The 19,958-nt window shown below is 40.9% G+C and carries 22 protein-coding genes; 14 read left to right on the top strand and 8 right to left on the bottom strand.

All coding sequences use genetic code 11. The annotated features are described in order from the left end of the window. Position 1: 1 nt before the first annotated feature. Both rfbB and rfbD read left to right on the top strand, forming a co-directional pair. Positions 2-964, top strand: coding sequence for a dTDP-glucose 4,6-dehydratase (gene rfbB, locus WCV88_04950; GenBank protein MFA6475514.1), 963 nt, complete (start codon positions 2-4; stop codon positions 962-964). Then, the gene (rfbD, locus tag WCV88_04945; GenBank protein MFA6475513.1) at positions 943-1,782 is read left to right on the top strand and encodes a dTDP-4-dehydrorhamnose reductase; all 840 of its coding nucleotides are present in this window, start codon (positions 943-945) and stop codon (positions 1,780-1,782) included. Before rfbB ends, rfbD begins: the two co-directional genes overlap by 22 nt. Here rfbD and WCV88_04940 read toward each other — a convergent pair. Then, positions 1,758-2,480, bottom strand: coding sequence for a hypothetical protein (locus WCV88_04940; GenBank protein MFA6475512.1), 723 nt, complete (start codon positions 2,478-2,480; stop codon positions 1,758-1,760). The genes rfbD and WCV88_04940 overlap by 25 nt on opposite strands. Here WCV88_04940 and murA point away from each other — a divergent pair. The 4 genes from murA to WCV88_04920 are packed head-to-tail and all read left to right on the top strand — an operon-like array spanning position 2,479 to position 7,002. Next, a complete protein-coding gene (gene murA / locus WCV88_04935) occupies positions 2,479-3,741 on the top strand; it encodes a UDP-N-acetylglucosamine 1-carboxyvinyltransferase (GenBank protein ID MFA6475511.1) in 1,263 nt (420 codons plus the stop codon). The genes WCV88_04940 and murA overlap by 2 nt on opposite strands. Positions 3,742-3,784: 43 nt before the next feature. Next, a complete protein-coding gene (locus WCV88_04930) occupies positions 3,785-4,954 on the top strand; it encodes a S41 family peptidase (protein ID MFA6475510.1) in 1,170 nt (389 codons plus the stop codon). A gap of 12 nt (positions 4,955-4,966) precedes the next feature. After that, positions 4,967-5,386 carry a 50S ribosomal protein L9 gene (gene rplI / locus WCV88_04925; protein MFA6475509.1) on the top strand — a complete coding sequence of 140 codons (420 nt, stop codon included), beginning with the start codon at positions 4,967-4,969 and terminating at the stop codon, positions 5,384-5,386. Beyond that, entirely contained in the window at positions 5,383-7,002 is a 1,620-nt protein-coding gene (locus WCV88_04920; protein ID MFA6475508.1) for a CTP synthase, read from the top strand. Before rplI ends, WCV88_04920 begins: the two co-directional genes overlap by 4 nt. 44 nt (positions 7,003-7,046) lie before the next feature. Here the strand turns inward: WCV88_04920 and rpmA are convergent, their stop codons facing one another. Then, complete coding sequence (gene rpmA, locus WCV88_04915) at positions 7,047-7,319, bottom strand: 50S ribosomal protein L27 (protein ID MFA6475507.1); 273 nt, start codon at positions 7,317-7,319, stop codon at positions 7,047-7,049. A gap of 57 nt (positions 7,320-7,376) precedes the next feature. Between rpmA and WCV88_04910 the strand changes: the two genes are divergently transcribed. From WCV88_04910 to WCV88_04875, 8 genes are read left to right on the top strand one after another with little or no spacing between them, the layout of a single operon-like run. After that, the gene (locus WCV88_04910) at positions 7,377-8,069 is read left to right on the top strand and encodes a DUF4013 domain-containing protein (GenBank protein ID MFA6475506.1); all 693 of its coding nucleotides are present in this window, start codon (positions 7,377-7,379) and stop codon (positions 8,067-8,069) included. 3 nt (positions 8,070-8,072) lie between these two features. After that, positions 8,073-9,347, top strand: a complete 1,275-nt coding sequence (locus tag WCV88_04905) for a glycine--tRNA ligase (GenBank protein ID MFA6475505.1) — start codon at positions 8,073-8,075, stop codon at positions 9,345-9,347. Beyond that, positions 9,331-10,608 carry a pitrilysin family protein gene (locus WCV88_04900; GenBank protein ID MFA6475504.1) on the top strand — a complete coding sequence of 426 codons (1,278 nt, stop codon included), beginning with the start codon at positions 9,331-9,333 and terminating at the stop codon, positions 10,606-10,608. Before WCV88_04905 ends, WCV88_04900 begins: the two co-directional genes overlap by 17 nt. Further along, positions 10,602-11,666 carry an AI-2E family transporter gene (locus WCV88_04895; GenBank protein ID MFA6475503.1) on the top strand — a complete coding sequence of 355 codons (1,065 nt, stop codon included), beginning with the start codon at positions 10,602-10,604 and terminating at the stop codon, positions 11,664-11,666. The genes WCV88_04900 and WCV88_04895 overlap by 7 nt, the downstream gene beginning before the upstream one ends. A 3-nt stretch (positions 11,667-11,669) precedes the next feature. Next, positions 11,670-13,115 carry a methionine--tRNA ligase gene (gene metG, locus WCV88_04890; GenBank protein ID MFA6475502.1) on the top strand — a complete coding sequence of 482 codons (1,446 nt, stop codon included), beginning with the start codon at positions 11,670-11,672 and terminating at the stop codon, positions 13,113-13,115. A gap of 9 nt (positions 13,116-13,124) precedes the next feature. Further along, positions 13,125-13,412, top strand: coding sequence for a hypothetical protein (locus WCV88_04885; protein ID MFA6475501.1), 288 nt, complete (start codon positions 13,125-13,127; stop codon positions 13,410-13,412). Next, positions 13,378-14,235, top strand: coding sequence for a TatD family hydrolase (locus tag WCV88_04880; protein ID MFA6475500.1), 858 nt, complete (start codon positions 13,378-13,380; stop codon positions 14,233-14,235). Before WCV88_04885 ends, WCV88_04880 begins: the two co-directional genes overlap by 35 nt. After that, positions 14,232-14,876 carry a UDP-N-acetylglucosamine pyrophosphorylase gene (locus WCV88_04875; protein ID MFA6475499.1) on the top strand — a complete coding sequence of 215 codons (645 nt, stop codon included), beginning with the start codon at positions 14,232-14,234 and terminating at the stop codon, positions 14,874-14,876. Before WCV88_04880 ends, WCV88_04875 begins: the two co-directional genes overlap by 4 nt. Before the next feature lie 8 nt (positions 14,877-14,884). Here the strand turns inward: WCV88_04875 and atpC are convergent, their stop codons facing one another. Genes atpC through atpF form a run of 6 tightly spaced genes read right to left on the bottom strand, consistent with a single transcriptional unit; the run spans position 14,885 to position 19,956 of the window. Next, the gene (atpC, locus tag WCV88_04870; GenBank protein MFA6475498.1) at positions 14,885-15,295 is read right to left on the bottom strand and encodes an ATP synthase F1 subunit epsilon; all 411 of its coding nucleotides are present in this window, start codon (positions 15,293-15,295) and stop codon (positions 14,885-14,887) included. A 1-nt stretch (position 15,296) separates the two neighbouring features. After that, on the bottom strand, positions 15,297-16,670 hold the full coding sequence (atpD, locus tag WCV88_04865; protein MFA6475497.1) for a F0F1 ATP synthase subunit beta: 1,374 nt from the start codon (positions 16,668-16,670) through the stop codon (positions 15,297-15,299). Between the two features lie 33 nt (positions 16,671-16,703). Next, on the bottom strand, positions 16,704-17,585 hold the full coding sequence (gene atpG / locus WCV88_04860; protein ID MFA6475496.1) for an ATP synthase F1 subunit gamma: 882 nt from the start codon (positions 17,583-17,585) through the stop codon (positions 16,704-16,706). A gap of 1 nt (position 17,586) precedes the next feature. Then, a complete protein-coding gene (gene atpA, locus WCV88_04855) occupies positions 17,587-19,086 on the bottom strand; it encodes a F0F1 ATP synthase subunit alpha (GenBank protein ID MFA6475495.1) in 1,500 nt (499 codons plus the stop codon). Beyond that, positions 19,083-19,475: a F0F1 ATP synthase subunit delta gene (locus tag WCV88_04850; protein MFA6475494.1), complete on the bottom strand. Its 393-nt coding sequence runs from the start codon at positions 19,473-19,475 to the stop codon at positions 19,083-19,085. Before WCV88_04850 ends, atpA begins: the two co-directional genes overlap by 4 nt. Beyond that, positions 19,465-19,956 carry a F0F1 ATP synthase subunit B gene (gene atpF / locus WCV88_04845; GenBank protein ID MFA6475493.1) on the bottom strand — a complete coding sequence of 164 codons (492 nt, stop codon included), beginning with the start codon at positions 19,954-19,956 and terminating at the stop codon, positions 19,465-19,467. Before atpF ends, WCV88_04850 begins: the two co-directional genes overlap by 11 nt. Positions 19,957-19,958 lie beyond the last annotated feature (2 nt).

The following is a 19,958-nucleotide window of genomic DNA, read 5'->3' as shown; positions in this document are numbered from 1 at the left end:
TATGAAGTTATTAGTGACCGGTGGAGCTGGGTTTATTGGGTCTAATTTTATTCTCTATTGGTTGAATAAATATCCAGCTGATCAGGTGGTGAATTTAGATAAACTCACTTATGCCGGCAATCTAGAAAATTTGGCTAGTATCTCGGAACAACCAAATTATAAGTTTGTTAAAGGTGATATTTGTGACAGTAAGATAGTGAATACTTTAGTGCAGACTTGTGATGTGATAGTTCATTTTGCGGCTGAATCGCATGTGGATAGATCCATAACTTCACCAGGTGAATTTATTCAAACTAATGTGGTTGGCACCCAAATGTTATTACAAGCTGCTTTAGAGTATAAAAAAAGATTTCATCATGTATCGACCGATGAAGTATTTGGCACATTGCCCTTAAGTAGTTCAGCTAAGTTTAACGAATTATCACCATATAATCCACACAGTCCATATTCTGCCTCTAAAGCAGCTTCAGATCATCTCGTGCGTGCCTATCATGACACCTATGGGTTACCAATCACCATAACAAATTGTACTAATAATTACGGCCCGTGGCATTTTCCGGAGAAGTTTATCCCACTGGCTATTACAAATTTAATGTTTAATAAACCTGTCCCAGTTTATGGTCAAGGGTTAAATGTACGCGATTGGTTGTATGTGGAAGATCATTGTCGGGCGATCGATCTAGTCTTGAAGAAGGGTGTAATTGGAGAAACATATTGTGTGGGGGGTAATTCAGAAATAGATAATTTATCTCTCGTTAAGCTAATTTTAAAATTAATGGACAAACCAGAATCAGCGATTAAATTTGTGACAGATCGACTCGGTCATGATTTACGCTATGCCATGGATTACAACAAAATAGAACGAGATTTAGGTTGGCAACCCAGCGTGGATTTAATCACTGGTTTAAAACGAACCATCACGTGGTTTGAAAATCATCGTTCATGGATAAAAATACAACCATAGTTCTATTTGGCGGTAATGGTATGTTAGGCCGCGCCCTACAAGTTGCCCTAACAGGCTACCATCTGATTAGTTTAAAACACTATGATGTTGATATCACAAATAAAACCAAAGTATTAGAAAAAATTTCTGAGATTAAGCCAGATATAATAATAAATGCTGCCGCTTATACCAAAGTAGATGATTGTGAAACCAACCAAGAGATTGCCATGTTGGTTAATGGTCGGGCACCTGAATTTATCGCTCAAGCGGCTCGGGCAGCTAATGCTAGTCTTGTGCATTACAGTACTGATTACGTTTTTTCCGGAACTAAACCGACTGGTTATTCAGAAACTGATCAACCCGACAAACCGGTCAATGTTTATGGAGCCAGTAAGTTAGCTGGGGAGCGCGCTGTACAACAGTGGGAAAAATCATACATCATTCGTACTGCTTGGTTATATGGTCAACATGGTCCAAACTTTGTTGACACGATGCTAAAACTGGCTGATTCTAAACCAGAACTAACTGTCGTGAACGATCAACATGGTAGTCCAACTTATGTAGTTGATTTGGCTGAAGCTACTTTAGAATTATTAGAATCAAATCAAGCTTTCGGTATCTATCATCGAACAAATAATGGAACCTGTACGTGGTACGAATTTGCTCAAGAGATATTTAAACAGACCAAGCGAACTATAATGGTAAAACCATGTGCCAGTGAGGCTTTTCCTCGTCCGGCACATCGCCCGAATTATTCCATTCTACTAAATACCAAACTACCAGCGCTGCGCTCTTGGCAAGACGCGCTCGCTGATTATTTAGCAACCTCCAGAGGATAACTGTAAACTGTCGTTTGATTTTTTAGCAACATGGCTTTAGTGGATTTGTCATAACTCAATTGTGTGATGGGTTCAGGTAATGAACTAATTAATTGATCATGATAATCTGTCTGCTCACGCGTATCAATAATATGAAATTCACTGGCCGTAGAGTAGGCAATATATGGGGTATCATCAATCCAACTAGCCGCTGTTATGGGTTGGCTTAATCTGATTATCGTTTTTTTATTGGCACTAGTTTTAATATCAAGACTGTATTTGTTTAATGTCAAACCATCACGTAAATTCGGTTCAGATATGGCTGTAGTAGAGTCAATTTTAAATAAACCATGATCAGGCCACAACCGAATGGGCTCTAGTATGATTGTGGCACTGGGTTTAATTTCTAGAGTATAGTTGATTGGATAATAACCAGTAGCTTCAATTGAGAAATGATATGTACCGGGTAATAAGTGTGTAAAACTTCCGGCAGTTTTTGTGCTACTTTGGGCATCTGGTAGTAATAATACAAGCATGTTGTTGGCTGGCTCAATCGCAAAACGAATACTGCCGGTGGGCACTAATTTCCATTGTTGTGCATCAAGTCGATAACCGGAACCATAAATCAAAATATAAACTAAACAGATGAGAGCAGAGATTACTACACAAACAAAGATGAGTTGACGCGTTCGACTAGACATCGTAGACTCATTGTACATGTCCAAGTTTATTATACAAGGTGGTCATAAAATTAGTGGAATCATTCCAGTTTCTGGAGCAAAAAACCATGCTCTCAAGATGTTTGCAGCTGGCTTACTGAGTGATCAACCGCTAATCTTAGATAATGTTCCGGAGATCGAAGATATTTTTCGTTTAACTGAAATTATGCGTGATATTGGTGTTGATATAAAGCAGCTCGATCATGCTCAATATCAAATTACGACACCTAAAAAAATTTTCACTGAGTTGTCGGCACGCTTGGTACCACAATTACGGGCCGCCATCTTGCTGAGCGGCCCATTATTGGCACGGTTCGGTAAAGTCACCTTGCCGCATCCAGGTGGTTGTGCCATTGGCAAACGCCCAATTAATTTGTTTATTGATGCTTTTCAGGCCATGGGTGCAAAATACCGCTGCGTCAAAAATAAACATATTCTCATCGCACCAACTACTGGTTTACATGGGACGCATTATGTTTTTCCAGTGATCAGTGTAACAGGCACGGAAACATTAATGTTAGCTGCTGTCTTGGCTAACGGTGAAACTGTTATTGAAAATGCGGCGCGTGAACCGGAAATACCAGCGCTGGCAGATTTCCTCAATGCGGCTGGTGCGAAAATTTCCGGCGCCGGTACGAGTACTATTCATATTCAAGGGGTAAACCAACTCTCCGGTGGTAAAGCTCATATTATTCCAGATCGTATTGAAACATTGTCTTTTATATTTTTAGGCTTAGCGGCCAAAGCCAAATTAACTATCACAGCCTGTGAGCCAACCCATGTTGCTGTGCCTTTGCAAATTTTACGCGATAGTGGAGCTAAATTTACTGTTACAAATGATAGTATCACTGTTCATCCCTGGAAGACATTAAAACCATTATCGGTTATTACTCGTGAATATCCCGGTTTTCCAACTGACGGACAATCACCACTAACCGTATTATTAACGCAAATACCTGGCCAAAACGAAGTTATCGAAACCATTTATACTAACCGGTTATTTTATACCGATGTGTTAAACCGCATGGGGGCAAACATTACCATGCACACTTCCCAACATATTACTATTCAAGGTGGTACGCCCTTGAAAGGGAAGCAAGTAGAAAGCCCAGACTTGCGCGCCGGTATCGCCATGATTATCGCCGGAGCCATTGCTCAAGGGACAACTGAAATTGGCAATGCCTATCAAATTGATCGTGGCTATGAAAATATTGATACGCGTTTACAGCAAATTGGTGTCAGAATTTCTAGGGAAAAATAGGAGTATTGCTGGAAGTAAAGTAAGCTGCTAAACTACGAAAGTTATGTCGACTGAACGATCAGGAAAATTCTTTATTTTGTCTGTCTTAGTACTCACTATCAGTGCGGTGGCTTTTACCGGTGGTTATGGCGCTGCGTTAATCACTCAAAGTGCTGCGGTTAGTAGTCCGGCATACAGAGAACCATTGAAATCCGACATGTTTTGGAAAGTCTGGAATGCTGTAAAAAAGAACTATGTTGAACAACCAGTGGAAGATGAAGTGTTGTATTATGGGTCACTACGTGGTTTGGCGGGCTCGGTAAATGATCCCTATACAGTTTTTTTTGATCCGACGGAAACGAAGGAGTTTAATACATCAATTACCGGTAGTTTTGAGGGGATTGGTGCTGAAATTGGCGCCAAAGATGGTCAAATTGTAATTATTACACCATTGCACGGTACACCGGCCGAAGCAGCTGGGTTACAACCTAATGATGCTATCATTAAAATTGATGGGGCAGACACAGTCGGATTATCAGTTGATGAGGCGATTCAAAAAATTCGTGGACCCAAAGACACAGTTGTTACCCTAACCATCTATCGTACCGGTATGGATAATTTACTCGATGTTCCTGTCACCCGCGCTGCTATCGACATACCGAGCATGGAATATCACACGGTTGATCAATCTGGCAAAACTATTGGTGTATTATCTATCTCCATCATTGATGAAACCTCCACTGAGGATATGCGCGAAATATTGAATAAAATACTTTTAGACATGCCCGATGGTTTAGTCCTGGATGTGCGTAATAATCCCGGTGGTGTTTTGAATAAAGCCATCGACATTGTATCATTCTTTGTTGAAGATAGTGTCGTCGTATCTGAGCAAGATAGTAGTGGTGCAATTAAATCTTATCGTACGACCGAAGCCAAGATGGTACCGGATAGTTTGCCAATTGTCGTTTTGGTAAATGGCGGTAGTGCCTCCGCCGCTGAAATTATTGCTGGCGCTTTACAAGATACCAAGCGGGCTCATCTAATTGGTACAACTACATTCGGTAAAGGGTCAGTGCAACAACTACAGGAATTTCCGGATGGTTCAAGTTTAAAAATGACCGTATCACATTGGTTAACACCAAATGGACGGACAATAAATCACACTGGGATAACACCAGATCAAACTTCTGACGATGCCATGACCAGTGCGCTAGAATATCTGACTAACAAATGATATAATAACTCTATGCAAGTAATATTGAATAAAACCGGTCAACTAAAAGTAGTATCAGATGGTTATGCCAGAAACTATCTTTTTCCGCAGAAATTAGCCGTTCCCGCGACGGAAGCCGAAGTGGTGAAGGTCAAGAAAAATCAGAGCGTAGAAGAGGCTGTGGCTATAAAACAGGCTGAATTAAATGCGGCTTTAGTGGAAAAACTTAGTCACACCAGACTAACGTTAACGTTACCAGCTAATGAGCAAGGTAAATTATTTGCCGCGGTGCAGAAATCTGATGTTGCCACCGCCTGTAAAACTCAGCGTATGGATGTGACGGAAGATATGATCAATTTACAAACCATCAAACAAGTAGGGGAACATACTGTTGCGGTTCAGCTGCCCGGATTACCCGTGGTTGAGTTAAAATTAACCGTTCAAGCCGCATGAAATACATCTTTGTCGTTGGTGGAGTGATGTCTAGCGTAGGTAAAGGTATTACTGCCGCTAGTGTGGGTAGAATTCTTTTAGCCAAAGGTTTACGGGTTACAGCTGTTAAGGCGGATCCATACATTAATCTTGATGCCGGCACAATGAATCCAACCGAACACGGTGAAGTATTTGTGACCGAAGATCGCGACGAAACCGATCAAGACCTTGGTAATTATGAACGTTTTTTGAATGAAAATATTTTGTCAGTAAATTATATGACCACCGGTCGAGTGTACGACACTGTCATACGAAAAGAGCGAAATTTAGAGTATAAAGGTGCCTGTGTAGAAGTGGTTCCACATATTCCAGAAGAAATTATTAAACGTATTAAAGATGCTCAAAAACAAGCCAAAGCAGATGTTACTATTATAGAAATTGGTGGCACGGTCGGTGAATACCAAAATATTTTGTTTCTAGAGGCGGCGCGCATGATGAAAACACGTCAGCCAAATGATGTGTGTTTTATGTTGGTAAGTTATCTGCCGATACCGGAACGGGTAGGAGAAATGAAAACGAAACCCACTCAGTCAGCCGCTCGAGCTTTAAATGCCGCTGGCATTCAGGCCGACTTTATTATTTGCCGAGCCGCCAAACCATTAGATAAAAAACGTCAAGAAAAATTAGCCACGTTCTGTGGTATTCACAGTGAGAATGCTATTTCAGCGCCTGATGTGGATATGATTTATCAAATACCCCAAGTACTAGAAAAACAACAGTTAGGTGACAAAATATTAAAACAACTTCATCTTAAAGCTCGTCCGACTCATTTACAGAACTGGAATGCCATGGTGAAGCGGGCTATGCAGGTCACTAAGCCGTTAAATATTGCCATAGTTGGAAAGTATTTTGGCACGGGTGAATACACTTTGTCTGATTCATATATATCAGTTATCGAAGCACTAAAACATGCGGCCTGGTCTCAAGATCGTAAACCGCAGTTAACCTGGATTGACTCTGAAGCCTATGAAACTAATCCAAAAAAGGCTAAGGAATTATCAAAATATGATGGCGTGATTGTACCGGGTGGTTTTGGGACTCGTGGAGTTGAGGGGATCATCACAGCCATCCATTATGTGCGCGTTTCTGGCATCCCATATTTAGGCTTATGTTACGGCATGCAGTTAGCTATGATTGAGATTGCTCGACACGAGGCCGGTTTACTAGAGGCTAACACCGTGGAAATGCGCCCAAATACGCCAGAGCCGATTATTCATATCAACCCAAAACAGTCAGAGAATGTTAAGTTAAACCATTATGGCGGAACCATGCGGTTAGGCTCATTCCGGTGTGTTGTCCAAAAACAAACCAAGGCTTATCAAGCCTATGGTAAAGCCGAGATATCCGAACGCCATCGCCATCGTTATGAGTTTAATAATGCATATAAAGAAATCCTAGAACAAGCTGGTGTAGTGTTTTCTGGAATTAATCCAGAACAGGATTTAGTTGAAATAGCTGAATATACCAAACATCCCTGGTTTGTTGGAACCCAATTCCATCCAGAGTTTAAATCACGTCCATTAGAACCACACCCGTTGTATACAGGTTTCGTGAAGGCTTGTTTGAAAAAGCAGTGAACGAATAAAAGCAGTGAACGAATAATATTCGTTCACTGCTTCTTTTAAGCGACGTTTACAAACTGACGACGAACGATTTTTCCAGTGAAGCTTTTTACTTTTCTGATAACAAAGCTAACTGTGCCAGTTTTGGCGGCGTACAAAGTGTCATCTTCACCGCGTCGGACATTCTTACCGGGGTGATACTTGGTACCACGTTGTCGGATAATGATATCACCAGCTTTGGCAGTTTGACCGCCATACACTTTTACACCGAGTCGTTTTGATACTGAATCGCGGCCTAGCGCTGTAGAGCCGCCTGCTTTTGTGTGTGCCATACGTGACGATGTTAACAAGGCTTTACAAGCCTGTCAAGCATGTGGCATACTGTGCCCATGCTGACACTCACCAACAAAGAGTTTAACGAGTTAATTGTCTATCCGTTTACAGGTAAAAATTGGTTTGTTTTGATAGGTTTACAAGGTGCAGTACTGATGCTGCTATGTCCATTTTTGATCGGTATTCCATTGATCAATGGCTTCATGATTGCACATATTCAATCTGGTATTAATGGCACAAAAAATTATCCGGAGTGGGATTTTCAACTGTATTGGAAGTTGGGCTGGAAAGCGCTCGTAGCCGGTTTAGTTTACGGTTTGCCAATGATATGTTTTTTGCTCCTCTACGCAGTAATTCTAGTACTTGGAACCCTTTTAACCGCACTTATTAATGATGATGCAATCTTAATAATGTTCATGATCGTTTCATCGTTGTCATCTGTATTATTTTATTTGGTTTTCATAATGTATGCGCTATTTAATGCGGTTGTACAAGTGGCTACTAGTACAAAAATAGCAGCCGGTGGGTCGATTGCAGAGGCGATTAATCTGAAAAAATTTGTCTGGCCATTTTTAAAAGCCAATATATTTAATGTCGTGATTATTTTCCTGATCGGTTATTTTGCTTCACTAGTCAGTGGGCTAGGTGCGGTGGCCTTTTTTATTGGCATGTTTTTTACCATGCCGTTTGCGTTTGCTCTGATCGGTTACGGTTATGGCATAGTTTATCGGTTATCTCCCGTCAAATAAGGTATGGAGATGGAGCAATTAGTCGCGTTATGTAAACAACGTGGTTTTATTTTCCCTGGTAGCGAAATCTATGGTGGCCTGGCCAATTCGTGGGATTACGGACCACTTGGCGCACAGTTACGGATGAATATTAAAAATGCCTGGTGGAAAGAGGTCGTGCAGCAACGGAGTGACATGTATGGGCTAGATGGAGCCATAATCATGAATCCAAAAGTATGGGAAGCCAGTGGCCATGTTAGTACATTTCACGACCCATTAGTAGAATGCAAGCAGTGTCAGCATCGTTTTCGAGCTGATCAATTAACCACCAAACAGTGCCCTGATTGCTCTGGTGAATTGTCGGCGCCGCGCGAGTTTAATTTGATGTTCAAAACTTATGTCGGTCCTGTATCAGCGGACGCTAGCCCGGTATATTTACGACCAGAAACGGCTCAGGCTATGTTTGTAAATTTTAAAAATATTATTCAGACCATGCATCCAAGATTACCTTTTGGGATGGCGCAAATTGGCAAAGCCTTTCGTAATGAAATCACGCCTGGTAATTATATTTTTAGAACTTTAGAGTTTGAACAAATGGAAATAGAATATTTTATTCAGGCTGATACCTGGGAACAACATTTTGCCGACTGGAAAAAGTTCATGTTAACTTGGGCTCGTACAATTGGGATAGATGTTGATAAATTGCATGAATTAGATGTCCCTCAAGCAGAATTAGCTCATTATTCTCAAAAAACGATTGATTTTGAGTTCGATTTTCCCTTTGGTCGTAAGGAACTATGGGGCTTAGCCTATCGGACAGATTTTGATTTAAAGAATCATAAATTAGATTATACCGACCCGATTGACCCAAAGAATAAATTTACTCCGCATGTAATTGAACCAACTATGGGCGTGGATCGTACTTTATTAGCTTTATTAGTCAGTGCTTATCATACTGAAAAAGTAAATGATGAAGACAGAGTTGTCTTAAAATTTACGAAGGAAATGGCTCCATACCAAGTGGCAATTTTACCCTTATCTAAAAAACCTGAATTACAAAAGGTGTCTCAGCCTCTATTTCAAGATCTATTAAAAACGTTCCGCTGTAATTATGATGAAACCCAAAGTATTGGTAAGCGGTATCGCCGGCAAGATGAAATTGGTACGCCATATTGTATCACGGTGGATTTTGAGTCATTAAACGATCAGCAGGTTACTATCCGTGAGCGTGATACTATGCAGCAAATTCGTTTACCTATTAACAAAGTAAGTGATTATCTCCATGATCAAGGTCTCTAAAAAAATTCTCAACAATAAACTAACGGTTTTAACCATCCCGCAAGACACGACGGATACTGTCACTGTTATGGTGTTAGTACCAGTTGGATCACGCCATGAAGTGCCACACAATAACGGTATTTCACATTTTCTCGAACATTTAATGTTCAAAGGTACTGAACGTCGGCCTAGTACGCTGGAGCTAACCAAACAACTTGATGCTGTTGGTGCAGAATATAATGCTTTTACCTCAAAAGATACTACTATCTACTATATTAAAGTAGCGGCCAGTCAACTGGAGTTAGCTTTAGATTTATTTTCCGACATGTTGTTTCATTCTTTGTTTGATCCGGCTGAAATTGATCGTGAGCGCGGTGTGATTTTGGAAGAATTAAACATGTATGAGGATAATCCTTTAATGCATGTTGATACTTTATTTGAAATGTCTGTGTTTAATAAAACCCACCCCTTAGGTTACGACATTGGTGGTAAAAAAGATAATATTCGTAAATTACCCCGCCAAGCGTTCATTGATTACAAAAAAACTCATTATTCACCGGCCGCCATGCATTTAGTAATAGCTGGTAACATTGATAAACGCGTGTCACGGTGGGTTAAACAATATTTCGGTGATCAACCAGCTGGTCAAGGTAAGCCGTCATATAAACATTTCCAACCATATCAAAAGAATATTCAATTTAATCATAAATATAAAGACACCAAACAAACTCAGCTTGCTTTAGGTGTTTTGGCACCGGGTTTACGTGAAGACAAACAGCTGGCAACCTTATCGGTGTTATCTACCATCCTGGGTGGCAATATGAGTTCTAGATTATTTATATCAATTAGGGAAAGACAAGGCTTGTGTTATGTCATTCACAGTGATATTAGCCCGTACGTTGATAGCAGTGCCTTAATGGTTCAGGCAGGAGTGGATAATGAGCGCGTTTATCCAGCCATCATTGCCATTGTTGAGGAGTTAGCAAAACTTAAAACAGATTTAGTGACAACAGAGGAGTTAATAAATGCCAAAAACTGCATGGCTGGTCAGACGGCTATAAAATTAGAAAGTTCTTCCGCTCTGGCTGGATATTATGGCAAACAATCTGTCTTGCTTGGCACTTTACTCCCACCGCAAAAAAAACTAGCTCTAATCAACACTGTCACCAAAGCAGATATTCGACGTTTAGCTCGGCATTTGCTAAACTTTAAACAGTTAAACATCGCCAGTATTGGTCCACAACGGCAGCTGGCTAGTGTGGCAAAAAAACTTACATGTTAGAACAACGCGCTCCCACTAATATAAATATTTCTAGTTTAACGATTGCTAAAATTGTTTTGCTTGGTTTGGCTTTAATAGTTTTTTGGTTAATTCGGGATGTTGTGGTAATGATTTTTGTCGCTTGGGTTTTATCGATGACATTACAACCCTGGGTAAATTTTGTGCAACGTTTTCATATTCCTCGTTTTGTTGGTATTTTATCGGTCTATATTCTGGCAGTTTCTATTGTGTGTGGCTTTTTTATTGTCCTGGTACCGGCTGTAACCACAGAGTTAACCAGCATCGCGCAGAATTTTCCAAGTTATTATGAGCCGATTCAAGCAGCCTTGAATCAAATTAGACATACCGGAGAAACTATTGGTTTGGTTGATACTTTGCAAACTACTCTTAATAATGCCGTAAAAAGTGTGGCCCAGTTACCCTCTGGTATTTATTCAGCCGTTGCATCTGTGTTAAATGGTTTGGTGGCAGTATTAGCTGTATTAGTAATTGCTTTCTACATGACCAGTGAAGAGAACGCCATTAAGAATTTTATTCAATCAATTGTGCCAATTAACTACCAGCCTTACGTGGCACATAAGTTCAATCAAATCCAACAACGCTTGAGTAATTGGCTATGGGGTGAGTTAGTATTAATGATCTTCGTTGGTACCTTAACCGGATTAGCGTTATGGTTACTAGGTGTAAAATACTGGTTGGTATTGGGTATCGTTGCCGGTTTACTTGAATTTATTCCCGTAGTTGGCCCGGCAGTGTCCGCTGTCCCGGCGCTTTTTTTCGCTTTTACCGATTTCGCTGAGGCACCCTATAAACCATTTGTGGTGCTCGGTATTTTTATTTTGATTCAACAAATTGAGAACCAATTACTGGTGCCAAGAATTATGAAACAAGCCCTGGGTGTGAGCCCAATCATTATCATCATTGCTTTGTTAGTGGGTGTAAAATTAGGTGGCTTTGTTGGCGTTCTTTTATCCGTACCGTGTGTGGCTATATTAGATGTTTTTTTGCAGGACTTCATGGAACGCAGACAGCATGAAGAAAATCGCTTAGAAGCCTAGTTTATGGCCAAACCATACTATCTCACAACGGCTATACCGTACGTCAATTCAAAGCCACACGTCGGTTTTGCGCTGGAACTCGTCCAATCCGATGTGCTAGTTAGATATCATCGTATTATTGGTGATGATACGTATTTTTTAACTGGTGTTGATGAAAATAGTTTAAAGAATGTGCGCGCCGCCGAACAAGCCGACTTAACTGTGCAAGAGTTATGTAATCAACACGCCGCTAGTTTTCAAGACTTGGTTAAATTACTAAATATCACAACTGATCAGTTTTTTCGCACATCATCCGAACAGCATCATCGTGGAGCGCAGGCCTTGTGGTCAGCATGTCGACCAGAAGATATTTATAAAAAAACCTATCATGGCTTGTATTGTGTTGGGTGCGAAGCTTATTACACGGAAAAAGATTTGGTAAACGGGTTATGCCCTGAGCACAATACGAAACCTGAGGAAATCCAAGAAGAAAATTATTTCTTTAGATTATCCTCTTATCAAGATCGTTTGAAACGTTTGATTGAATCTGGTGAATTGTTAATTTATCCCAAATTTAGAAAAAATGAAGTACTGTCTTTTATTAATATGGGGCTGGACGATTTTTCTATTTCACGGTCACGTGGGCGCGCCAAAGATTGGGGAGTGGCCGTACCGGGTGATGCTGAGCAAGTGATGTATGTTTGGTTTGATGCTTTGAGTAATTACATCACAGCACTTGGCTATGGATCAGGTGATACAGCCTTATTTAAAAAATATTGGCCAGCCGATTTACATGTGATTGGTAAAGGCATATCAAGATTTCATGCCATCTATTGGCCGGCCATGTTGCTCTCAGCGCATATTGCTCTGCCTAAGGCACTTTTTATTCATGGTTATGTTTCGTCTGAAGGCAAAAAAATGAGCAAGACATTGGGTAATGTAGTTGATCCATTCGAGTATATTCACAGTTATGGCGCGGATGCAGTTAGATATTATTTATTAAGAGAAATTCCGCCTGTAGAAGACGGTGATTGGTCTGAAGCTAAATTTATTGAGCGTTATAATGCCGATTTAGCTAATGATTTGGGTAATTTAGTTAGTCGCGTATCAAATATGGTGGAACGTTATTTAGCTGGTGTCTTGCCGGCCATTGAATTACCAGAGCCGGAATATCAACTGGAAGATGTTAACCAACTCACTAGCCAGTTTCGGTTTAATGAAGCCTTGGAGGCCATTTGGAAAATTGTGCGTCAAGCCAATAAAATGGTGGATGATGAAAAACCTTGGGAGTTATTTACTAAAAGTAATCCAGAAAAACTCAGTTTAGTATTAGCTAAATTAGTGGTTTTAGTGCAAGATATTGGCTTAGCCCTAGAGCCATTTTTACCAGATACTGCTAAAAGTATTCAAGAGCATTTTGCTCAAGATCACATTAAAAAAATGCCCCCTTTATTTCCCAGAATTTTATAACATACCTTTATGAACATAGTTGATTGGATTATATTAAGTTGGTTAGGCCTAAGTTTTCTATTAGGCACAAAATCATTCAACATCCCTTTCTTGGCTTTATTGAGTAAATTAATTGGTGGCTTATTAAGTGTGATAATAAATTTAGTACTAATAACCGTCCTGTTTGGATATTTAGACACTATCTCATTACCAAAAGAAGTCAGCACGGTTATTGAGAGCTCTTTTTTAGGCACGTGGCTTACTATTATCGGTACAGTTCTATATGGCTATATTAGTGGATACACACACCCACGTTAATTTTCAGCCTTTTCTCAATGATTATCGAGTAGTTTTACAACGAGCCATTGATAAGAATATTGGATTAATCAATGTTGGAACACAATGGGAATCATCGCAACGCTCCGTGCTCATCGCTGATGAATTAGGTGGCGATATTTATGCGGCGGTTGGTCTGCATCCATTACATTTACTCGAAGATGTAGTTGAAGCACAGGCCATTGGTGAATCGGTGCAAATCATTAAAACACGAGCCGAAACATTTATTCCTGACAACTATAAAAAGCTGGCCTTATCATCTAAACGAGTTAAGGCCATAGGTGAGTGTGGTTTGGATTACTACCATGGCCGAGGTTATGCTGAAAAACAGAATGAAGTATTAAGACAACATATTGAACTAGCTCAAGACCTAAAATTACCGGTGATTATTCACTGTCGCGATGCGGCCACACACACAACGGACACAGTGGCTGCATTTGATGATTTACTCAAAATCCTTAATGATTATAAAAATAACATAACCGGGACAATCCATTGTTATACTGGCACACCACAGTATATTCCAAAATTTTTAGAGTTAGGTTTTTATATTGGTTTTACCGGAATTGTCACTTTTCCGAGTGCCAAAGAGGTGCAGGCCAGTGCCAGATTAGTGCCACTAGATCGTTTGTTATTAGAAACCGATGCCCCATATTTAGCGCCAATACCAAAGCGCGGTAAAAGAAATGAACCTAGTTTTGTGGAGTTCGTGGCGCGTCACCTGGCCGATATTAAAGGTATCAGCTATACTGATTTAGTTAAGCAAACTACTAAAAACGCTAAGGATTTATTTCATATTTCATGAATCTTAAAACTACAACATTACTCGATTTGACCCATACTGAGCATGCGGTGTTATTTAAGGATAAAAAATTTCCTTGGGAAATTTTGTTAGCTTTAAAAAGCTATGTGGATAACTTAACAAAAGGAAAGACTGATATTATTTGTGGTAAAAATGTAGTCATTGATTCTCAAGCCAGAATCGAAGGACCGGTAGTGATCGGTGATAACACCACGATTGGTTTTGGAGCCTATATACGCCCGTACAGTGTGATTGGTAGAAACTGTATTATTGGGCATGCCACTGAAGTAAAACACTGTTTGATCTTTGATGATGTGGTACTACCTCATTTTAATTATGTGGGTGATAGTGTGGTGGGGTATAAAGTACATTTGGGTGGGGGAGCGGTGTTGGCAAATTTTAAAACTGACGGCAAAAATGTAGTGATTGTCACTGAAACAGAAACAATTGACACTGGTTTACGTAAATTTGGCGCTGTGTTGGGCGATAATGTTGAAATTGGATCAGGTGCTATTCTTAATCCAGGTACCATTATTGGTAGAAATACAACTATTTATGCTGGTAGTAGTATTAGAGGTTGCATATCCGAAAACAGTATCGTAAAACTACGCCAACAGATTGAGATTGTACCGCGTCACCAGTAGAGACATGTTTATTTGTGCCATTTTTTGGCAACATGCAGTTTGGCACGTTCAGCTTCGAGTTGACGCTGCAATAATGTATAGGTATTGAGATCAAGGTCGGTGCGCTCTTTAAGATCTTGCTCGAGTTGTTGGGTTCTACTTTCCGCGGCTGTGATGTCGATATCTTGAGCATGTTCGGCTGAATCGGCTAACACGTAAAGAGTATTTTTATTTACTTCTACCAAACCACCACTGACGGCCAAGGGGAATTGTTTGTCATCGTTACGAACAATTAATTCACCGGCGGTGAGCACACTGACTATTTCAGTGTGATTTGGTAAAACCGTGATCTGACCCATTTGCGTGGGTAAACTAACCCCGTCAACTTCCTGCTCAAAGACAGTTGTAATCGGCGTAACCAGTTTGAGCTGTAGTTTCATATTATTCGGCTTTAACTTCTTCAATGCCACCCTTCATGTAGAAGGCTTGTTCAGGCTTATCGTCGTGCTTACCGGCGATAATTTCGGAGAAAGCGCGAATGGTGTCGGTTAATTTGACGTATTTGCCTGGTGCTCCGGTAAAGGTTTCAGCCACAAAGAAAGGTTGTGATAAGAAACGTTGAATTTTACGAGCCCGTGACACAGTCATTTTATCTTCATCGGTTAATTCTTCCATACCCAGAATAGCAATAATATCTTGCAGGTCTTTATAGCGTTGTAAAACCTGCTGCACCGCTCGAGCCACCCGATAATGTTCCTCACCAACAATCTGCGGTGACAAAATGGTCGAAGTTGAATCTAATGGATCAACCGCTGGATAGATGCCTAATTCAGCCAAGGAACGGTTCAATACCACGGTGGAATCTAAGTGAGAAAAGGTGGTGGCCGGAGCTGGATCAGTTAAGTCATCGGCTGGCACGTAAACAGCCTGTACAGAAGTAATTGAACCATTTTTAGTCGAGGTGATCCGCTCTTGTAAGCCACCCATTTCTTGAGCCAACGTTGGCTGGTAACCGACGGCTGATGGAATGCGACCAAGTAAGGCAGACATTTCTGAACCAGCCTGCGTGAAACGGAAAATGTTATCCACGAAAAGCAATACATCCTGGTGGTCGACATCACGAAAATGCTCAGCAATGGTTAAACCAGTTAAGGCTACGCGAGCGCGGGCGCCAGGTGGTTCATTCATTTGGCCAAAAACCATGGCTAGTTTTGGTAAAACACCGGCATCTTTCATTTCATGAAACAAATCATTACCTTCACGAGTTCGTTCACCGACACCGGCAAAAACCGAGTAGCCACCGTGCGCAGTAGCAATGTTGTTAATCAACTCTTGTACAATAACGGTTTTACCAACACCGGCGCCGCCAAATAAACCGATTTTACCACCCTTGATAAAGGGGCAGATTAAATCGATGACCTTAATACCGGTTTCGAGAATTTCTACTTTAGTAGATTGATCTTCAAATTTTGGTGGTGCTTGATGAATACTATTGCGTTTAACAGAAGTGGCAATAGGTTCACCACCATCTATTACATCTCCGGTGACATTAAAAATTCTACCGAGTGATTCTTTACCAACTGGCACAGAGATGGAGCGGCCGGTCGCAACTACTTCTAAGCCACGCTGTAAGCCATCAGTTGAGCCCATGGCAATGGTGCGCACTGTAGATGACCCAACATGTGCCTGGACTTCTAAGACAATTTTTTTACCGTCTAGGGTAATTTCTAAAGCGTCTAACAGGGCGGGTAACTCACCTACAAAGGCAACGTCTACCACTGGCCCGATTACTTGTGATATTTTTCCGTTCGACATACCGTGTGAATTAATAATAGTTATATAAGTTTATTAAGCGACTGCGGCTGTTCCAGCTGAGATTTCAGCAATTTCTTTAGTAATGGTGGCCTGGCGTGCCCGATTAAAGGCCAGTACTAATTCATCAATCATATCACCAGCCGCATCAGTAGCGTTCTTCATCGCTAACATTCTGGCACTATGTTCAGACGCATTACTTTCTAAAAGAGCTTGGTACAGCTGAACTTCAGTCAGGCGCGGTATGACGTATTCTAACACATCAAGTTTATTTGGTTCATAAATGTAATCAAGCATCGTTGATGTATCGACTGAAATATTATCGACCGCCGCGGTAATGCTACTAGCTTCTATCAAGGGAAATAACTGTTTTACCACCGGAGTTTGTAAGACGGTTGATTGATAATCGGTATACGCTACCAGTACTCGACTAGTTTTTCCCAAGGCATATTGTTTATGTAAATACGCAGCTATTTCAGCAATAGAGGCGGTAGTCTTGGCACTATCATCTTTTACATAAGCGAACTCTGCTTTGATACCAATATTATTTAAAGTGCTAACGCCTTTTTTACCAATCGCCACTACAGTAACATTATCTCGCCCAATTTCTTTAATGATTTGAATGACTTTTTTTATCACGTTAGAATTAAACGCTCCACACAAACCTCTGTTTGATGTGAACAAAACTATCGTGGTATGTTCGCCCTTGGGTTTATCAAAAAAGATATTAGATGAATCGGTTGGCTTCACTCGTCTGATAATATCCCACAGTAAATTCGAATAGGTGCGTGTATTCAAAGCCGATTGTACGGCGCGACGCATTTTGGCAGCCGAAACCAGCTCCATCGCTTTTGTTATCTTTTTGGAGTTTTTGATGGACCGTAACCGGTTTTTTATTTCACGACCTTGTAATGCCATATTACCGCGCTAGAGTGTTTTTATATTCTTTAATAGTAGCTTGTAGTTTTTCTTCCCAGGCATCATCGAAGGCTTTATCAGTACGAATCTTTTCAAATAGTTGTGGTGCGTGTTGTTCAATGTATGTAATTAAATTGCTACTAAAACTTTCAATAGTATGAGCCGGTACGTCATCGGTTAAACCTTTGGTGACAGCATATATTTGCACCACTTGATGCTCAACGGCTAATGGTTCAAATTGCTTCTGTTTAAGTAGCTCTTCTAAACGTTTACCACGTTCTAATTGTTTTTTGGTGGTTTCATCAAGATCAGAACCAAACTGGGTAAAGGCTTCTAATTCACGAAATTGAGCTAGACCAAGCCGCAAGGTACCGGCGACTTTTTTCATAGCTTTAATCTGAGCCGCACCACCGACACGAGAAACTGATAACCCAACGTTAATGGCTGGACGGAAACCCTTATTAAATAAATTGGTTTCTAAATAAATCTGCCCGTCAGTAATCGAAATCACATTAGTCGGAATATAAGCTGACACATCATTACCTTGGGTTTCAATAATCGGTAGGGCAGTGAGTGAACCATTACCGTTGTCTTCATTTAATTTTGCAGCGCGTTCTAATAAACGTGAGTGTAGATAAAATACATCGCCTGGGTAAGCTTCTCGGCCGGGTGGGCGACGGAGTAATAATGAAATTTGCCGGTAAGCGACGGCATGTTTGGAGAGATCGTCATAAACAATTAAAGCATCTTTGCCATTATCCATAAAATACTCACCCATGGCACAACCAGCATAAGGTGCTAAGAAAGATAATGCGGCCGGCTCAGCAGCACTGGTACATACCACCACTGTGTATTCCATAGCGCCTTTCTCTTCAAGTTTAGCCACCAATTGAGCAATTTTACTTTCTTTTTGACCAATCGCTACATAAATACACATCATATTTTGACCCTTCTGATTGAGAATGGTGTCAATGGCCACGGCGGTTTTTCCAGTTTGCCGATCACCGATAATCAATTCGCGTTGACCACGCCCGACCGGTGTCATAGCATCGATTGATTTAAGGCCGGTTTGTACTGGTTGATGTACCGATTTCCGTGTGATTACACCAGGCGCAATGCGCTCCATGGGGTATGTCTTATCAGTTTTGATTGGTCCCTTACCATCTTTCGGTCGGCCAAGTGCATCAACCACGCGACCAATCATGGCCTCACCCACTGGCACTTCTAATATTTTACCAAGCGCTTTAACCGTCATACCTTCACTGATGCCACTAAACTCTCCCATCACCATGATACCAACCATGCCTTCTTCCAAGTTCAAAGCGACCCCTTGGACACCATTATCAAACTCAACCATTTCTGAACCGCGCACATTCGCTAAACCAACCGCTTTTACGATACCATCGCCAATTTCAATCACTGTGCCGATTTCTTCAGCTGCTACCGTCTGCTTAAAGTTGGCAATTTCTTCTTTTAGGTGTTGTACAATCGATTCGTTCATAAAGAAAGGCTATGTGCTAAATGGTTTAAATGTCCCAGCACTGAGGCATCCCAGCGTTGGTTTGAGGTGGCAAGTTTAATACCACCGAGCATGGCTGGATCAACGCGCTGTTCGATGACAACGGTGGTGTTGGGTAAAATTTTGTCTGTCAATTGTTTCACGAGATTTTCGTCAGCATTATGCGCGGTAGTGACAACCACTGGGGTTGTGCCATTTTTCTTGTGTTCTAATTCCGCAATTAATCTGACAATTTCCGGTAGCCATTTTATATGACCATGGCGATAAATGTGCTGTAAGTAATTAGTCGACAGCTTTGCCCAGTCAGAATTTGGTGCCTCAGACAAAGAGGAAAACCAAGTTTCAGCGTAAATACGGGCACTATATTTCATGGATAGTTTTTTCAATTAAACTTTTATCCGCCTCAGCTGTTAGTTTCTGTTTGAGAATTTTTTCGGTCGCTAATAGCACTAACTCACTTAATTCAGCTTTAGCCCCTTGCATCATTTTATCGTGCTCTAATCTGATGTCATGTTTGGCTTGCTCAACTACTTTACTGGCCGCGACTTTACTGCGTTCAACCAGTTGTTGCCCTTGTACCAATGATTGCTCTTTGGCTTCATCTAATAGTTTTTGAGCAGCTACCTTGGCTTGTTTGATAATATTTTGCTGATCAGCGGTCGCTGCAGTGATGGCTAGCTTGGCCTCCTCAGCTTGTTTTACGCCCAATTCAATGGTGGCGGTACGATCCTGCACAAACTTTAAAATTGGTTTATAGCCAACTTTGTACAAGATAAAACCAAGTACAGCAAAATTAATCACCTGCGCAATGAGGATTTTGTAGTCTATGCCGAGCGCAGAGAACAGTTCCATAG

This window comes from Patescibacteria group bacterium, assembly GCA_041665365.1.
Lineage (GTDB): Bacteria > Patescibacteriota > Patescibacteriia > UBA9570 > UBA9570 > UBA9570.
This window is presented reverse-complemented; position numbering and strand designations above follow the sequence as displayed.

What these genes read in the sequence shown, in the direction of transcription:
- rfbB (MFA6475514.1), top strand. Translation starts at nt 2, where the DNA reads ATGAAGTTATTAGTGACCGGTGGAGCTGGGTTTATTGGGTCTAATTTT.
- rfbD (MFA6475513.1), top strand. Translation starts at nt 943, where the DNA reads ATGGATAAAAATACAACCATAGTTCTATTTGGCGGTAATGGTATGTTA.
- murA (MFA6475511.1), top strand. Translation starts at nt 2,479, where the DNA reads ATGTCCAAGTTTATTATACAAGGTGGTCATAAAATTAGTGGAATCATT.
- WCV88_04940 (MFA6475512.1), bottom strand. Translation starts at nt 2,480, where the DNA reads ATGTACAATGAGTCTACGATGTCTAGTCGAACGCGTCAACTCATCTTT.
- WCV88_04930 (MFA6475510.1), top strand. Translation starts at nt 3,785, where the DNA reads ATGTCGACTGAACGATCAGGAAAATTCTTTATTTTGTCTGTCTTAGTA.
- rplI (MFA6475509.1), top strand. Translation starts at nt 4,967, where the DNA reads ATGCAAGTAATATTGAATAAAACCGGTCAACTAAAAGTAGTATCAGAT.
- WCV88_04920 (MFA6475508.1), top strand. Translation starts at nt 5,383, where the DNA reads ATGAAATACATCTTTGTCGTTGGTGGAGTGATGTCTAGCGTAGGTAAA.
- rpmA (MFA6475507.1), bottom strand. Translation starts at nt 7,319, where the DNA reads ATGGCACACACAAAAGCAGGCGGCTCTACAGCGCTAGGCCGCGATTCA.
- WCV88_04910 (MFA6475506.1), top strand. Translation starts at nt 7,377, where the DNA reads ATGCTGACACTCACCAACAAAGAGTTTAACGAGTTAATTGTCTATCCG.
- WCV88_04905 (MFA6475505.1), top strand. Translation starts at nt 8,073, where the DNA reads ATGGAGATGGAGCAATTAGTCGCGTTATGTAAACAACGTGGTTTTATT.
- WCV88_04900 (MFA6475504.1), top strand. Translation starts at nt 9,331, where the DNA reads ATGATCAAGGTCTCTAAAAAAATTCTCAACAATAAACTAACGGTTTTA.
- WCV88_04895 (MFA6475503.1), top strand. Translation starts at nt 10,602, where the DNA reads ATGTTAGAACAACGCGCTCCCACTAATATAAATATTTCTAGTTTAACG.
- metG (MFA6475502.1), top strand. Translation starts at nt 11,670, where the DNA reads ATGGCCAAACCATACTATCTCACAACGGCTATACCGTACGTCAATTCA.
- WCV88_04885 (MFA6475501.1), top strand. Translation starts at nt 13,125, where the DNA reads ATGAACATAGTTGATTGGATTATATTAAGTTGGTTAGGCCTAAGTTTT.
- WCV88_04880 (MFA6475500.1), top strand. Translation starts at nt 13,378, where the DNA reads ATGGCTATATTAGTGGATACACACACCCACGTTAATTTTCAGCCTTTT.
- WCV88_04875 (MFA6475499.1), top strand. Translation starts at nt 14,232, where the DNA reads ATGAATCTTAAAACTACAACATTACTCGATTTGACCCATACTGAGCAT.
- atpC (MFA6475498.1), bottom strand. Translation starts at nt 15,295, where the DNA reads ATGAAACTACAGCTCAAACTGGTTACGCCGATTACAACTGTCTTTGAG.
- atpD (MFA6475497.1), bottom strand. Translation starts at nt 16,670, where the DNA reads ATGTCGAACGGAAAAATATCACAAGTAATCGGGCCAGTGGTAGACGTT.
- atpG (MFA6475496.1), bottom strand. Translation starts at nt 17,585, where the DNA reads ATGGCATTACAAGGTCGTGAAATAAAAAACCGGTTACGGTCCATCAAA.
- atpA (MFA6475495.1), bottom strand. Translation starts at nt 19,086, where the DNA reads ATGAACGAATCGATTGTACAACACCTAAAAGAAGAAATTGCCAACTTT.
- WCV88_04850 (MFA6475494.1), bottom strand. Translation starts at nt 19,475, where the DNA reads ATGAAATATAGTGCCCGTATTTACGCTGAAACTTGGTTTTCCTCTTTG.
- atpF (MFA6475493.1), bottom strand. Translation starts at nt 19,956, where the DNA reads ATGGAACTGTTCTCTGCGCTCGGCATAGACTACAAAATCCTCATTGCG.